Origin of the sequence: Escherichia sp. MOD1-EC5950 (genome assembly GCF_002965345.1) — a bacterium.
GTDB classification, from domain to species: domain Bacteria; phylum Pseudomonadota; class Gammaproteobacteria; order Enterobacterales; family Enterobacteriaceae; genus Escherichia; species Escherichia marmotae.
The window spans coordinates 319,127-332,664 of record NZ_PTSR01000001.1; the positions used below are offsets into that span (position 1 = coordinate 319,127).

Sequence of the window (13,538 nt, forward strand, 5' to 3'; positions counted from 1 at the left end):
TACGACCATGACCAGCCGTTTTATGCTGATTTTTGCCGCCATTAGCGGTTTCATTTTTGTGGCTCTGGGCGCTTTTGGTGCACATGTTTTAAGTAAAACAATGGGAGCCGTTGAGATGGGCTGGATCCAGACCGGCCTTGAATACCAGGCGTTCCATACACTGGCGATTTTGGGGCTGGCAGTGGCGATGCAGCGTCGCATCAGTATCTGGTTTTACTGGAGTAGTGTTTTCCTCGCGTTAGGCACGGTGCTGTTCAGCGGCAGCCTTTATTGCCTGGCGCTGTCTCATCTGCGTTTGTGGGCGTTTGTCACTCCGGTCGGTGGTGTGAGCTTCCTCGCGGGTTGGGCGTTAATGTTAGTCGGTGCTATCCGTTTAAAGCGCAAGGGCGTAAGTCATGAATAAGGTTGTATTGTTGTGTCGTCCGGGCTTTGAAAAAGAGTGCGCCGCAGAAATTACCGATAAAGCCGGTCAGCGGGAAATCTTCGGTTTTGCCCGCGTGAAAGAGAATGCGGGTTATGTCATTTATGAATGTTATCAACCGGATGATGGCGATAAGCTAATTCGTGAGCTGCCGTTCAGTTCATTAATTTTTGCCCGCCAGTGGTTTTTGGTAGGAGAACTCCTCCAACATTTGCCGCCAGAAGACCGCATTACGCCTATTGTTGGCATGTTGCAGGGCGTGGTGGAGAAGGGCGGTGAACTGCGTGTTGAAGTCGCGGACACCAACGAAAGCAAAGAGTTACTGAAATTCTGCCGTAAATTCACGGTTCCGCTACGGGCTGCCTTGCGCGATGCGGGCGTGCTGGTGAACTATGAAACACCGAAGCGTCCGGTGGTGCATGTATTCTTCATTGCCCCAGGTTGCTGCTATACCGGTTACTCTTACAGCCACAATAATTCGCCGTTCTATATGGGCATTCCGCGTCTGAAGTTTCCGGCAGATGCGCCGAGTCGTTCCACGCTCAAACTGGAAGAGGCATTTCATGTGTTTATTCCGGCGGATGAGTGGGATGAACGCCTGGCGAACGGGATGTGGGCGGTGGATTTAGGTGCTTGCCCGGGTGGCTGGACCTACCAACTGGTGAAGCGCAACATGTGGGTTTATTCCGTCGACAACGGCCCGATGGCGCAAAGTCTGATGGATACCGGGCAGGTGACATGGCTGCGGGAAGACGGTTTCAAATTCCGTCCGACACGCAGCAATATCTCATGGATGGTATGCGATATGGTTGAAAAACCAGCGAAAGTTGCGGCATTGATGGCGCAGTGGCTGGTTAATGGCTGGTGCCGTGAAACAATCTTCAACCTCAAACTGCCGATGAAAAAACGCTACGAAGAAGTGTCACACAATCTGGCGTATATTCAGGCACAGCTTGATGAACATGGCATAAATGCTCAGATTCAGGCGCGGCAGTTATATCACGATCGCGAAGAAGTGACGGTGCATGTCCGTCGTATCTGGGCTGCGGTGGGTGGTCGTCGCGACGAGCGATAACGGGCAAGGCCGGGGCGCCGTCTCCGGCCTGCTACCATTGCCATCAGGCTGTCACCAAAGAAGCCGCAACCTGGCGCTCATCAGAAATAATGTGCGTGACCTCATCCAGATGCCCGATGCGGGCTTCTCCAGAACGATTAAATTTACTTTTATCAATCAATAACAACGATTGCGCGGCACGTTTTAATAGCATCGATTTGTAGTCAGCGTTGATCGCATTGGAGTCCCACAGTGCGCCGCTGCTGTCGATCCCTTCGCAAGAAAAAATAAACAGATCGATTTCCAGCGATTTAAGCTGGGAAATCAGCGAGGGATTGACGTAACAACCATATTTGCGCTCAAGTGTGCCGCCGGAACTGATCAGTTGAATGCGTTCGCGCTTACCGAGTTCATGACAAATTGGATGGCTATTGGTGAAGACCTGAATGTCGATGTCAGGCAACTGGCGTGCCAGATACCAGCAAGTTGAACTGGCGTCTAAGGCGATCACCATCCCTTCTTCAATCCACGCGAGCGCTTCGCGGGCAATATCTGCTTTATGCGCATAATGGCTTTTCAGCCGGATATGAAAGGGATCGCCGCTGTCTTGATTTTGACGGTGGATATATTTAGCGCGCCCATGATTGCGCAGAATTTTACCCTGCGTCTGTAATTCATTGAGATCGCGACGAATGGTTTCTTTACTGACCTTTAGCTGTTCAGAGAGAGCTTCCGTGGTCAGGCTGGTATGGTTCAGCAGCAGGTCGACTATCGCTTGCTGGCGTGCCGCTTTCATATTTTTCACCCCATCATTCGATAACCGCCCGCGTCATGCGGGCGTACCGGTATGAGATTACGGTGTTACCCCTTTTTTTAAAAGAATATTCCCGTACTTCGCTCGTTCGCCTGTGATAACGATCGCAAAGGCTTTTTGTGCCCGTTCATAAAACGCAAAACGGTCGATGCGGGTGATTTCAGGGCACGGGGTCTGTAGTGAAAGCGCATCACGATAGCGTTGTTCCACTTCAGGATCGAGGGTGTCACCTTCTACTGCCGCCATCATCACCAGCGGCGGCGCATAGCTGTCCAGTTCAAATAACGGGATAATTGCCTGGAGCAAGTCGCTCACTAACAGGCCATCAGCGCGGATCACCTGTGGTCCCATCGCATGGGCGGGAAAGTGAGCATCGGAAAAAATAATTTCATCTCCATGCCCCATCTCTGCCAGCACTTTCAATAGTTCGGGAGAAATTAACGGCGAAATTGTTTTCAGCATTTCACACTTCCTCTGTAAATTCGGGTTCAGTTTGTGGGTAGAAATAACGGTACTGATAATGAATTTGCGCGCGGGCTTCTTCCGGGCTGTTAAATTCCCCTACGCCATACCAGCCAAACAGCGCAGCTCCTGCGACGGTCGTTTCGGCATCGTCGAGAACTTTTACCGGAATATCAAGCACATTGGCTTTAATCTGATTCCACAATGTGTTGCGACTTCCGCCACCGACTAACAACAATTCAGAGGCTTTAAAGTGGCCGATTTTTTCCAGCATCTGTAGATTGCGCTGTAACTGCGCGGTTAACCCTTCCAGCGCCGCGCGATAGAAATGCCCCCGCGTGGTATTGAGCGTCACTCCTTGCCAGCCTGCGTCCTGACATGACAATAAATCACACTGCATTTTCACGCCGTCCGCGCCCGGTGGGATCAGACGAGCTTCTTCAATCAGCATTTGCCACGGAGTTTCAGTAGTCCATAACAGTTTTCTCACCCATTCCAGCACACCGGATGCCAGCCATTGCATACCCGGGTTATACAAACCTGCCTGGCTGTCCAGTTCACAGGTAGAACCGGCGTACTGACTAAGCAGTGAAGTATCAACCTGCGCGCTGCGAACCATTAAAATTTCCCATGTACCGGAAGAGAGCACGGGTTCATTTTGTTCGGCACCCGCGCCAAAAAGGGCGAACTGAGTATCGTGACCCGCGGAGATCACCGGTATGCCAACGGGTAAGCCGAGCATTGCTGCGGCGCTGTTCTGTAGTGTGCCAATCTGTTCACCCGCTTCCACCAGACGAGGGAAGAGTCGGCGTGGAATACCGGTGGCTTGTAAAATTTGCGGACTGAAATCGCGTTGCTGGATATCCAGCATCTGGCTGGTTCCGGCCATGGTGATATCGGTAGTCAATTCGCCGGTTAAACGGTGGTTAATCAGCGACGAAATAAAGAGCCAGGCGTGCGCGCGTTCCAGCAGTTGTGGATGGTTTTCTTTCAACCATACCAGCTTATATAACGTGTTGAAACTAAAGGCTCCGACACCAGAAATGGCCTGCAACTGCTGTGCGGAGATCAACCGTTCAATATTGTCCATTACCGCCGCCGTTCGCGGACATTTCCAGCTAATGACCGGATAGAGCAGATTTCCTTGCTTATCAACCAGAGCGCCGTCCACACCAAAGGTCGTTACGGCGATACCGCGGATGTGGCATTCAGCCAGTTCACTGTTGATTTGCCGACAGCAATCAGCGAAGCGTTGCAAAATAGCGTCTAAAGACCACTGGTGCCAGGTGTTGTTTTCCATCGCGATATCGCTGGCATTAGGCGTTGAGGCGCGGGCAACAATTTTTCCCTGCCGATTAACCGCGATGGCCCTGACATTGGTCGCGCCACAGTCGAGTACCAGGATAACTTCTTGTTTCATAATCGCTCCTGCAATATAGCCGGATAACATTGCTTATCCGGCTAACCACTCTTGCTTGTTCAGGCCCGGTAGCCGGAGCGACCGGGCATCACATCAGGGAGTAATGTATTAACGCTTGTACAACGGACCGTAGTTCTGGCAAGCGCGGTAATCCTGGCCTTCAATATCCATGCCGTGCGCGGCCCAGGCAGAAGGACGATACACTTTTGTCTCTTCAACGTTGTGCATACATACCGGGATCCGCAGCATTGAGGCGAGAGTGATAAAGTCCGCGCCGACGTGGCCGATGGTCAGAACGCCGTGGTTAGCGCCCCAGTTCGCCATTACCGAGTACACATCCGTAAACGGCCCTTTGCCGGTGAGGCGCGGTGCAAACCAGGTGGTTGGCCAGGTTGAGTTGGTGCGTTTGTTGAGGATGTCATGCACATCCTTCGGCAACTCCACACTCCAGCCTTCCGCGATTTGCAGTACCGGTCCCAGGCCTTTAATAATGTTGACTCGAGTCATGGTGAACGGGACGCCGCCTTCAGTGAGGAAGCGGGAAGAGTAACCGCCGCCACGGAAATATTCGTGGATCGCCGGGCACCATTCGGTAGCGGCGAGGCAAGCGTCAGCCTCTTGCTGGGAGATTTCCCAGTGCGGCTTCATCGTCGGTTTTCCTTCGCTGTCGCGTTGTTTACAGGAACCGTCCAGCGCAGCAGAACCGGAGTTGATCAAATGGATGATGCCGTGTTCTGCCAGCCCGTCCAGTTTATGCCCCGTTACGCGCTCAATTGCTTCAGGTGACCAGTAGGTACGCACATCGGCAAATACCTGAGCGGTGCCGGTGAGCTGGTGACCCATTAGCATTGCCACGCCGTTAAGACTGTCGTTTTCGGTAGCCACGACAAGGGGTTTGCGCACGCCATTCCAGTCAAATGAACTGTTGAGGATCGCTTCGGCGGTGTCGCCATTTGGATATTGATCGGTCCAGTGACGTTGTCCCTGGAAGCCCGCCGCAATGGCGTTGTAGCCAAGAGATTCTTCCACGCGACCGATATCAGCCAGTTTGCTGTTGCCTTGCATCATGTCGCGGATACACATTGCCATCAGCAAACTTTCGCGCAGAACTGCGCGGCTTTGTTCGGCATTACGTTGATATTGTTTGTTATTTTCATCTTCGCCATAGCGGAAGTTTTTATCAGCCCAGGCCAGCGCCATTTCCAGTTCTGCTTCGTCGTAAATCTTCTGATCAATACGGCGACGCAGTTCGGTCATATCCACCGCCTGGACTTTCATTCCCAGCCAGGATTCAAAGAAGTTGTGGTCAACGATGGAACCGGCGATCCCCATCGAAACGCCGCCCAGTGACAGATAGCTTTTACCTTTCATACTGGCGACCGCCAAACCGGCACGGGCAAAGCGCAGCAGTTTTTCTTCAACGTCGGCAGGAATCGATGTGTCATCGGCATCCTGAACGTCATGGCCGTAAATGGAGAATGCCGGGATACCTTTCTGACTGTGAGCTGCCAGGGCTGCGGCGAGGTAAACAGCGCCCGGGCGTTCAGTGCCGTTAAAGCCCCAAATGGCTTTCGGACGGGTAGGGTCCATGTCAATGGTTTCACTGCCATAGCACCAGCAAGGCGTTACCGTAATGGTGAGGCCTACATTCTGGCTGCTGAATTTTTCTTCGCAGGCGGCGGCTTCAGCCATCCCCGCGATACAGGTATCGGAAATGATGCACTCGACGGCAGCACCGCAGGCATGGCGCAGTTTCTCGGTTAGCAGTGCGGCCGTGGCTTTCGCCATATTCATTGTTTGTTCTTCAAGCGACTCACGAACACCCATGCGACGACCGTCAATAACCGGGCGGATACCAATTTTCGGTAACGTATTAATTTTCATCAGGATTCCTCATCTCGCTTTATTGGCGCTCTGCTAAGGCGGAGAAAGGAACCACCGAAGCAGTAATATTGATTATTAGTTGCTAACTCGAGTTAGCTTAGATATGTAGGCTTTTTGTGTACAACTTTTTTCTTGTTGAAATGTGAGGGGCTTCACGAGAAGTGGTTAAAATTCGATCTCTGTCAAATTATTATTTGGTGAGATAAAAACTAATATTGTTAATAATCATTGAGTTATGAGATTTTGGTGGTTATGCATCACAGTTTTACCTCAAATTATTTGGCTAATTTGTATACCTAAAATAGCCTTTAAAAGGTGAACGCTAACTCGAGTTAGCAAAATGCGAAAAATAAATTGATGCGATGAATATCCATTCAAACGTTATTCGTATCACAGTGAAGAGGGCTTTAGTAGCGACATTTATGTCGTACTTCACATTTTCAGTTTCTGATTATTGAGGAAAGCGGCAATGTCCGAAACATTTTTGCAAATGAAGCATATCACCAAACGCTTTCCAGGCGTGTTGGCGCTTAATGATGTGCAATTTACTCTACGCCGGGGCGAAGTTCATGCACTATTAGGTGAAAATGGCGCAGGAAAATCTACCCTAATGAAAATTTTGTCGGGTGTTTATCAACCTGACGAAGGTGAAATAGTTTTTGAAGATCAATCTGTCTCATTTTCTGAGCCGTTAAGTGCGCAGCGTGTTGGTATTACTATTATTCATCAGGAATTTAATTTATTTCCTGATCTTACAGTGGAAGAAAATATTTTTATCGGTAGGGAGTTTTGTAAAAAAAATCGCTGGCGTCTGGATGAAAAACAGCAACGTCAGGCGACGATTGAGATTTTGCAAAAATTAAATTTGGCAATTTCACCAGATACTCTGGTTGCCGACCTTACAGTAGCTCAGCAGCAGATGGTAGAAATTGCCAAGGCCATTTCAGTTAACGCAAAGATTCTCATTATGGATGAACCTACTGCAGCGCTAACAGAAACAGAAATTGAAAGTTTATTTCGTGTCACCCGATTATTGAAAGAACAGGGCACTGGGATTGTTTATATCTCCCACCGTCTGGAAGAGTTGGCGCTCATTGCCGATCGCGCGACCGTAATGCGTGATGGTCAGTATATCAATACTGTGGATTATGAATGCGTAAAAATAAGTGACTTGATTGCCATGATGGTGGGGCGCGATTTAGGAAATATCTATCCCCGTCGCGAAGCGCTACAGCAGCGGATTCCGGTACTGGAGGTGAATGGACTGACGCGTAAAGGCGTGCTGAACGATATTGATTTCACGCTCTATCGAGGTGAGATCCTCGGCTTTGCCGGTCTGATGGGGGCTGGTCGTACTGAGCTTGCGCGCGCGATTTTTGGGGCGGACTCCATTGATAGCGGAACGCTAATATTGAATGGTAAAGAAATCGTTATCAAAGATATTTCAGATGCAATTCAGCAAGGGATCAGTTATCTGACGGAAGACCGTAAAAAAGAGGGGCTGGCGCTTAACTTGTCTGTTGAGCGAAATATTATGCTAGGAAATTATCCTGAATATTCCGACCGTTTTGGGAATGTTGATTCACATCGTTGTCAGCAAACCAGTGAACAACAAGTGAAGGCCTTAAGAATTAAAACCCCACATCTTGAACAGGCTGCAGTAAATCTAAGTGGAGGAAACCAGCAAAAAATTATTATTGCGCGCTGGGTATGTAAAGATACTGATATTTTAATCTTCGACGAACCTACTCGCGGTATTGATGTTGGTGCCAAACTGGAAATCTACGAGTTAATGAATCGTCTCGTGGCTAAAGGGAAATCAATTATCATGATCTCCTCTGAATTGCCGGAAGTGTTAGGAATGTGCGACCGTATTTTAGTGATGCGTAGTGGTCGAATTACCGGCGAGCTTAGTGCAAATGAAGCCACGCAAGAAAAAATTATGCAATACGCGACGTTAGAGGATTAAATTATGACTATCTCTGTAACCTCTTCAGACAGCAATAATAAGAAAATAAAAATCAATAAGGAATTATTGATGCGTCTGGCGCCATTATTCAGCCTGATTATTTTAGTGCTGTTTTTTAGCTTCAGTTCGCCCTTTTTCTTTAATACCGAAAATATCATGACGATTGCTCTGCAAACGTCGGTAATTGGCATCATGGCCATTGGAGTCACTTTTGTCATTATTACCGCAGGCATCGATCTATCACTGGGTTCCGTGGTGGCTTTTTCTGGTGTCGCCGTGGGTATTTGCGCCACGCTGGGACTGCCGCTGCCTGTTTGTATTATTGCTGGTGTTTTAGCAGGCGGATTGTGCGGCTATGTGAATGGTTTGCTGGTTACTAAAATGACCATTCCACCGTTTATCGCTACGTTGGGACTGATGATGTCCGTCAGGGGGATCAATATGGTGATGACCGACGGGCGTGCAATCTATTTTTCCGATTACCCAACGTTCAAAACGCTCGCTCAGGGACGCTTATTTGATGTGCTGCCTTATCCTGTTTTCTACCTTGTCATCGTGGCACTTGTCGGCGCTTACATTCTGAAAAAAACCGTTATTGGTCGCTATGTCTATGCCGTAGGCAGTAATGAAGTTGCCGCTCATCTTTCAGGTATTAAAGTTCAGCGCGTGAAAATTTTCGTCTATGCCTTCTGCGGCTTACTAACGGGGATAGCGGGTGTCATTCTGGCATCTCGTCTCAACTCCGGACAACCGACGGTAGGAGTGGGTTATGAGCTGGAGGCTATTGCCGCGGTAGTGATTGGCGGAACCAGCTTAATGGGTGGTATTGGCACTATTGGCGGCACAATCATTGGCGCTTTCATTATGAGTGTACTGAAAAATGGCCTCAATTTAATGGGCGTCTCCCAGTTCTGGCAAATGGTCGCAATGGGTGTAGTTGTAGTCGCTGCCGTTTACCTCGATACATTACGCAAAAAGATTCGTTGACTTAGGCTCCCTGTTTTATCGGGAAATAACAGCCCTGACGTTAAGGGTGACTCACTCAAAACGGAGTAAAACAATGAAAAACAGGCATTTTGTCTATGCGTTATCTCTGCTGGCCTGTATGACTTCCAGCGCACTGGCAAAGGATTTGAATCTTCCGGTTGTTAGTAAAGGTTTTCAGCATGAATTCTGGCAAACCGTAAAAATGGGCACTGAAGCTGCGGCTAAAGAAATGGGTGATAAAACCAGCTATGTTGGCCCGGCTGATGAAACGCAAATAGCCGAGCAGATTCAGTTAGTCGAAAATGCGATGGCGCAAAAACCGAATGGCTTGCTCCTGGCTGCCCTCGACGCGAATGCGCTCGCCCCACTGGTAGAAACAGCAAATTCACGCGGTATTAAAGTGGTGACCTTTGATTCAGGCATCAACTCGGACATTCCGGTGAGTTTTGTCGCGACCAACAACCGTAAAGCAGGGGCACAGGCTGCCGATGCGTTAGCCGCGCAGGTCAACAATAAAGGAAAAGTCGGGATTATCGCGCATGTAGCAGGAACTTCTTCCGCCATTGAACGCTCGGAAGGCTTCATGGAACGGATGAAAGAAAAATATCCTGACATCAAAGTATTACCCGTTCAGTACAGCGATGGTGATCCCCAAAAAGCGATGGATAAAACTATCGACATGATCCAGGCCAACCCCGATCTTGCGGGGATCTATGGCACCAATGAAGGTTCAACGCTCGGGGTGGCGAATGCCATTGATAGCCAGAATCTGAAAGGTAAGGTGAAGGTCATTGGTTTTGATAGTACAGAAGCGATTATTAACTTCCTGAAGAACGGCGTCATTCAGGGCTTTGTTGTTCAGGATGCATACCAGATTGGCTATCAGGGGATCAAAACCTTGAATGCGGCCCTCTCAGGACAACCCGTTGAAAAAGAGATCGATATTCCCGTGAAATTTGTGAATACCGAGAACATTAACACGCCAGAAATCGACAAACTGCTACACCCATTTGGTAAGAAATAAAAAATTGGGGGTGAACTTTCATCCCCGTTATCTCCAGCGTCAGGGAGGCTTTATGCACAACGGTTATTTTCTCGGTGTCGATGTCGGATCGGCCAGTGTCAGAGCGGGAGTTTACTGTGCCAATGGCCGCAGGTTGGCATTTGCCACTGCGCCTGTCTCCCAGTTTCGCCCGGGCGGCGAGCGTGTCGAACAGTCTTCGGCTGAGATCTGGCAACAGGTCTGTAAAACGGTGAAAGAGGCGACAGCTCTGGCGGGCATCCCCGTTTCCGCGATTTGCTCGCTGGGTTTTGATGCTACCTGTTCGCTGGTTGTTCTTGATGGACAAGGCAAAGGTTTAGCGGTCTCGCCCAGCGGACCTGCGAATCAGGACATCATTATGTGGATGGATCATCGCGCAACAGCCGAGGCGGCGCAGATTAACGCGACGAAGGATCCCGCATTGCGCTACGTTGGCGGCGAAGTGAGTGTCGAGATGGAGCTACCAAAGTTACGTTGGTTGAAGACACATCTACCACAAACCTGGCAGGCCGCTCATCGCTTTTTCGATCTGGCGGATTTTCTGGTCTGGAAAGCAACAGGGCGAGACGTCGCGGGATTGTGCACGCTAACGTGTAAATGGAATTATCTGGCTCATGAGCAACGCTTTAGCCATAACTTACTGGAATCGATAGACCTGACGGACATGCTTGAAAGAATTCCCGCCGAAATTCTTCCGCCAGGCGCTGCCGTGGGAACGTTAACTGCCACTGCTGCTGAAGAATTGGGATTAACGACCAATGTTATAGTGGCCAGTGGCTTGATTGATGCTCATGCCGGTGGTGTGGCGCTGGTTGGCGCGCAGCCATCAGGTACGCTGGCAGTGATAAGCGGAACGTCGAATTGCCATATGTTGTGCAGTGAAAAAGAGATATTTACCCCTGGCGTCTGGGGGCCATACTGGTCGGCCATGCTGCCAAATTACTGGCTAACCGAAGGTGGGCAAAGCGCCGCAGGGGCGCTGGTGGAGTGGACGCTTCAGGAGTCCGGAGCAAGCGCAAATCTCTTTAACAAGGCGCAACAACGCGGGTGCCATCCGATTCAACTGATTAATGAATGGGTAGCCGCCCTGGAAAATAACGAGTCTGAACCTACACGAAATTTACATGTGCTTGCCGATCATCACGGCAACCGTTCGCCACGAGCACGGCCCGATGCCAGAGGCAGTGTCTATGGTTTAACGCTGGAGCGTGGAGAAAATCAACTCGCGCGACTTTACCTTGCGACTTTACAGGCAATAGCCTTTGGCACCAGACATATTATTGAAACTCTAAGGGAAAATGGGCATATCATTACCCAATTAACGTTATGTGGTGGTGCAACGCACAACCCCTTGTGGCTACGCGAATATGCAGACGTGACAAGCTGCGATATCCACCTGATGCAAGAAGAAGATGCCGTTACGTTGGGCGCAGCAATTAGCGGTGCTGTTGCCAGCGGAGCATGGCGTAATTTTTCATCCGCATGTAAAGCAATGGTTGAGGCCGGCGAGGTTATTCGGGCAAACCCACAACGCCGTGAATTTTTAGAACGTAAATACCAGGTTTACCTGACGCTTTGGGATCAACAACAGGTAGTTAACCAACTGATGTAATAAGACAAAAGTTAAAAATACTTTTATGATTGTGATTTGACGTCTGGATGTTAACTGGGAAAGACCTATGGCTAAAACAGTAGAGCAGATAGCCAGCGACCTGAATTTATCGGTTACGACCGTGCGACTGGTGCTAAATGGAAAAGCGGAACAATATCGGATCAGCGTCAAAACCCAAACGCGTATCAATGAATATGTAGAACGCTATGGTTATATCATTAATCATTCCGCCCGCAGTCTTAAACTTAACAAAACAGATACATTGGGATTGATTGTTCCCAACATATCCAACGTCTTTTTTGCAACGCTGGCAGAAAAACTCGAACAACGCTGTCGACGTTCCGGATATCAACTTACAATCAGTTGTACTTATGATGACGTTGATTATGAAAATAAATTGACTAAAGCATTTATCGCACGAAATGTAGATGGTCTTTTTATTGTCCCTTCGACACTGGAAAATCAACAGCATCATTTACGCAAAATTCGTAAACCAATGGTGTTACTCGATCGTGATTTTAAATATACCGATAACGCATTGGTAGAAAGTAATAATATTTCTGGCGGTGAAAAACTGACACAAAATATTCTCGAGGCAGGGCAGGCACCAGTATGGTTTTTGCTGGGAGATGCCGGGTTGCCGAGTATCAGCGATCGTCTGACTGGCTATTTGAATGCGTTGGCGAAAAAGGGTATTACCCATCGTAATTGGGTGAGGGAAGGCCCGGTAAATACCCCTGAAGGCGGCTATGTCATTATGGACAAACTCATTGAAGATCAGGGATGTCCACAGGCATTTATCGCCTCGTCTTTACCTGTGCTTGAAGGCGCTGTTCGCGCGATTCGCGATCGTTTTGGCGCTGTACCGCCAGAAATCAATATCGGCACTTTCGATGAACATCCCATGCTGGGATTTCTCGCCAATAACGTCTGGTCAATGCAGCAGGATGAAAATGCCTGGGCAGAAAAAGCGTTTGAAATGATGTTAAGCGCTATTGAAGAAAGGCCCGTAAAAAAAACGGTCAAAGTAGAAATGAAATTAATTAAGCGCATAAGAAAAAAATAATAATCGCAGAAAATAAGCAGGCTATTGGGCAATAATATTCAATAGCCTTTCCTTACTAAAAATAACCCCGTCTTTATTTGCGGTGCTGTTTTACGCAACAAGGCGAGCTGAACCTGTATCTGGAGAATAGAGATGGAAAGAACACGTTTATCCCGTGAAATAATTGAAACCTGTCTGGAAATGACGCGTCTTGGGTTAAATCAGGGGACTGCGGGGAATGTCAGCACGCGTTTTGAAAATGGCATGTTGATTACTCCCAGCGGTATTCCTTATGAAAGAATGACGGAAAATATGATTGTCTATGTTGATGGCAACGGAAAATACGAAGAAGATAAAATCCCTTCCAGCGAATGGCGTTTCCATATGGCGGCCTACCAAAGCAGACCGGATGCCAACGCGGTTGTTCACAACCATGCCGTTCATTGCACGGCAGTTTCCATTCTTAACCGGCCGATCCCCGCCATTCACTACATGATCGCGGCGGCTGGCGGAAATTCCATTCCTTGCGCACCTTATGCGACCTTTGGGACACGCGAACTTTCCGAACATGTTGCGCTGGCTCTCAAAAATCGTAAAGCAATTCTGCTACAACATCATGGGCTTATCGCTTGTGAGGCTAATCTGGAAAAAGCGTTATGGCTGGCGCATGAAGTTGAAGTGCTGGCGCAGCTTTATCTGGCGACCCTGGCGATTACTGACCCGGTTCCAGTACTGAGCGATGAAGAGATTGCCGTGGTGCTGGAGAAATTCAAAACCTATGGATTACGGATTGAAGAGTAATTTCGTAAAGCAACAAGGAGAAGGATG

The 13,538-nt window shown here is 48.9% G+C and carries 12 protein-coding genes; 8 read left to right on the forward strand and 4 right to left on the reverse strand.

The annotated features are described in order from the left end of the window. The first annotated feature begins 7 nt into the window (after window positions 1–7). A complete protein-coding gene (locus BEA93_RS01595) occupies window positions 8–403 on the forward strand; it encodes a DUF423 domain-containing protein (protein ID WP_000203905.1) in 396 nt (131 codons plus the stop codon). Further along, on the forward strand, window positions 396–1,496 hold the full coding sequence (rlmM, locus tag BEA93_RS01600) for a 23S rRNA (cytidine(2498)-2'-O)-methyltransferase RlmM (RefSeq protein WP_001045507.1): 1,101 nt from the start codon (window positions 396–398) through the stop codon (window positions 1,494–1,496). The genes BEA93_RS01595 and rlmM overlap by 8 nt, the downstream gene beginning before the upstream one ends. Before the next feature lie 43 nt (window positions 1,497–1,539). Here the strand turns inward: rlmM and fucR are convergent, their stop codons facing one another. From fucR to fucI, 4 genes are all read right to left on the reverse strand, one after another. Continuing rightward, entirely contained in the window at window positions 1,540–2,271 is a 732-nt protein-coding gene (gene fucR, locus BEA93_RS01605) for an L-fucose operon activator (RefSeq protein WP_010378533.1), read from the reverse strand. 57 nt (window positions 2,272–2,328) lie between these two features. Then, the gene (gene fucU, locus BEA93_RS01610; RefSeq protein WP_000920827.1) at window positions 2,329–2,751 is read right to left on the reverse strand and encodes an L-fucose mutarotase; all 423 of its coding nucleotides are present in this window, start codon (window positions 2,749–2,751) and stop codon (window positions 2,329–2,331) included. Between the two features lies 1 nt (window position 2,752). After that, window positions 2,753–4,171, reverse strand: a complete 1,419-nt coding sequence (fucK, locus tag BEA93_RS01615) for an L-fuculokinase (protein WP_105224757.1) — start codon at window positions 4,169–4,171, stop codon at window positions 2,753–2,755. 108 nt (window positions 4,172–4,279) lie between these two features. Then, window positions 4,280–6,055, reverse strand: a complete 1,776-nt coding sequence (gene fucI, locus BEA93_RS01620) for an L-fucose isomerase (protein ID WP_105224756.1) — start codon at window positions 6,053–6,055, stop codon at window positions 4,280–4,282. A gap of 469 nt (window positions 6,056–6,524) precedes the next feature. Between fucI and BEA93_RS01625 the strand changes: the two genes are divergently transcribed. The 6 genes from BEA93_RS01625 to fucA all read left to right on the forward strand — a co-directional run bounded on the left by BEA93_RS01625 (window position 6,525) and on the right by fucA (window position 13,511). Further along, window positions 6,525–8,024: a sugar ABC transporter ATP-binding protein gene (locus BEA93_RS01625; protein WP_001516976.1), complete on the forward strand. Its 1,500-nt coding sequence runs from the start codon at window positions 6,525–6,527 to the stop codon at window positions 8,022–8,024. Between the two features lie 3 nt (window positions 8,025–8,027). Further along, entirely contained in the window at window positions 8,028–9,011 is a 984-nt protein-coding gene (locus BEA93_RS01630) for an ABC transporter permease (RefSeq protein WP_001516975.1), read from the forward strand. A gap of 73 nt (window positions 9,012–9,084) precedes the next feature. Continuing rightward, window positions 9,085–10,035 carry an ABC transporter substrate-binding protein gene (locus BEA93_RS01635; RefSeq protein ID WP_001516974.1) on the forward strand — a complete coding sequence of 317 codons (951 nt, stop codon included), beginning with the start codon at window positions 9,085–9,087 and terminating at the stop codon, window positions 10,033–10,035. 52 nt (window positions 10,036–10,087) lie between these two features. Further along, window positions 10,088–11,665: an FGGY-family carbohydrate kinase gene (locus BEA93_RS01640; protein WP_105224755.1), complete on the forward strand. Its 1,578-nt coding sequence runs from the start codon at window positions 10,088–10,090 to the stop codon at window positions 11,663–11,665. A gap of 67 nt (window positions 11,666–11,732) precedes the next feature. Then, the gene (locus tag BEA93_RS01645) at window positions 11,733–12,731 is read left to right on the forward strand and encodes a LacI family DNA-binding transcriptional regulator (RefSeq protein WP_001516972.1); all 999 of its coding nucleotides are present in this window, start codon (window positions 11,733–11,735) and stop codon (window positions 12,729–12,731) included. A gap of 132 nt (window positions 12,732–12,863) precedes the next feature. After that, window positions 12,864–13,511: an L-fuculose-phosphate aldolase gene (gene fucA, locus BEA93_RS01650; RefSeq protein ID WP_001516971.1), complete on the forward strand. Its 648-nt coding sequence runs from the start codon at window positions 12,864–12,866 to the stop codon at window positions 13,509–13,511. The last annotated feature ends 27 nt before the right edge of the window (window positions 13,512–13,538 follow it).